This is a genomic window from Vibrio sp. 1727, from assembly GCF_033344415.1.
Taxonomy (GTDB): Bacteria; Pseudomonadota; Gammaproteobacteria; order Enterobacterales; family Vibrionaceae; genus Vibrio; species Vibrio alginolyticus.
The window spans coordinates 1-545 of record NZ_JAWPOT010000570.1 but is presented as its reverse complement, the minus strand read 5'-3'; the positions used below and the strand labels follow the sequence as shown (position 1 = coordinate 545).

Sequence of the window (545 nt, the reverse complement as noted above, 5' to 3'; positions counted from 1 at the left end):
TGGCGAAGACCCGAGTGACTATGTGCGTGAAGTAGTAGAAAAAACCAATAATGGGGAGTTTGATGACCAATTGGTTTATCAAAAGCGACTACGCCGAAAGCTGCATGAGTACCAAAAAAACATTCCACCTCAAGTGCGTGCAGCACGTTTAGCCGACGACATTAATGCCAAGCTTGGTCGACCTTTACAGTATCAAAATCGTGGGCGCATAGAGTATTTGATTACCCTAAATGGCCCTGAGCCTCATGAATACCGTAACAGTCCTATCGACTACCAGCACTACATCGACAAGCAGCTAAAGCCTGTTGCAGATGCGATTCTGCCATTTATCGGCACAGACTTTGAAACCCTCTCAGCACCACAGATGGGACTGTTCTAACCAATACGAAACTCAGTCTTTTGGTACTGCTTCACGAGCCAGCCGCCGAAAGCATCAATTAGGCCAATGACCGAACGCTTGGGAATTGGCCTTCCAGATAACAATATGCAGAGGCGGTCAATCTCCAGTTTTTTCTCGGGATGATATTGCAAAAACACTTCACCAC

General features: G+C 46.4%; 2 pseudogenes. One reads left to right on the top strand and one right to left on the bottom strand.

The features are described 5' to 3' along the window. Window positions 1-379: pseudogene (locus R8O10_RS26995) on the top strand (DNA polymerase II); the annotation flags it as partial. Here R8O10_RS26995 and R8O10_RS26990 read toward each other — a convergent pair. Next, window positions 376-545, bottom strand: a pseudogene (locus R8O10_RS26990) (nucleotidyltransferase domain-containing protein); the annotation flags it as partial. The pseudogenes R8O10_RS26995 and R8O10_RS26990 overlap by 4 nt on opposite strands.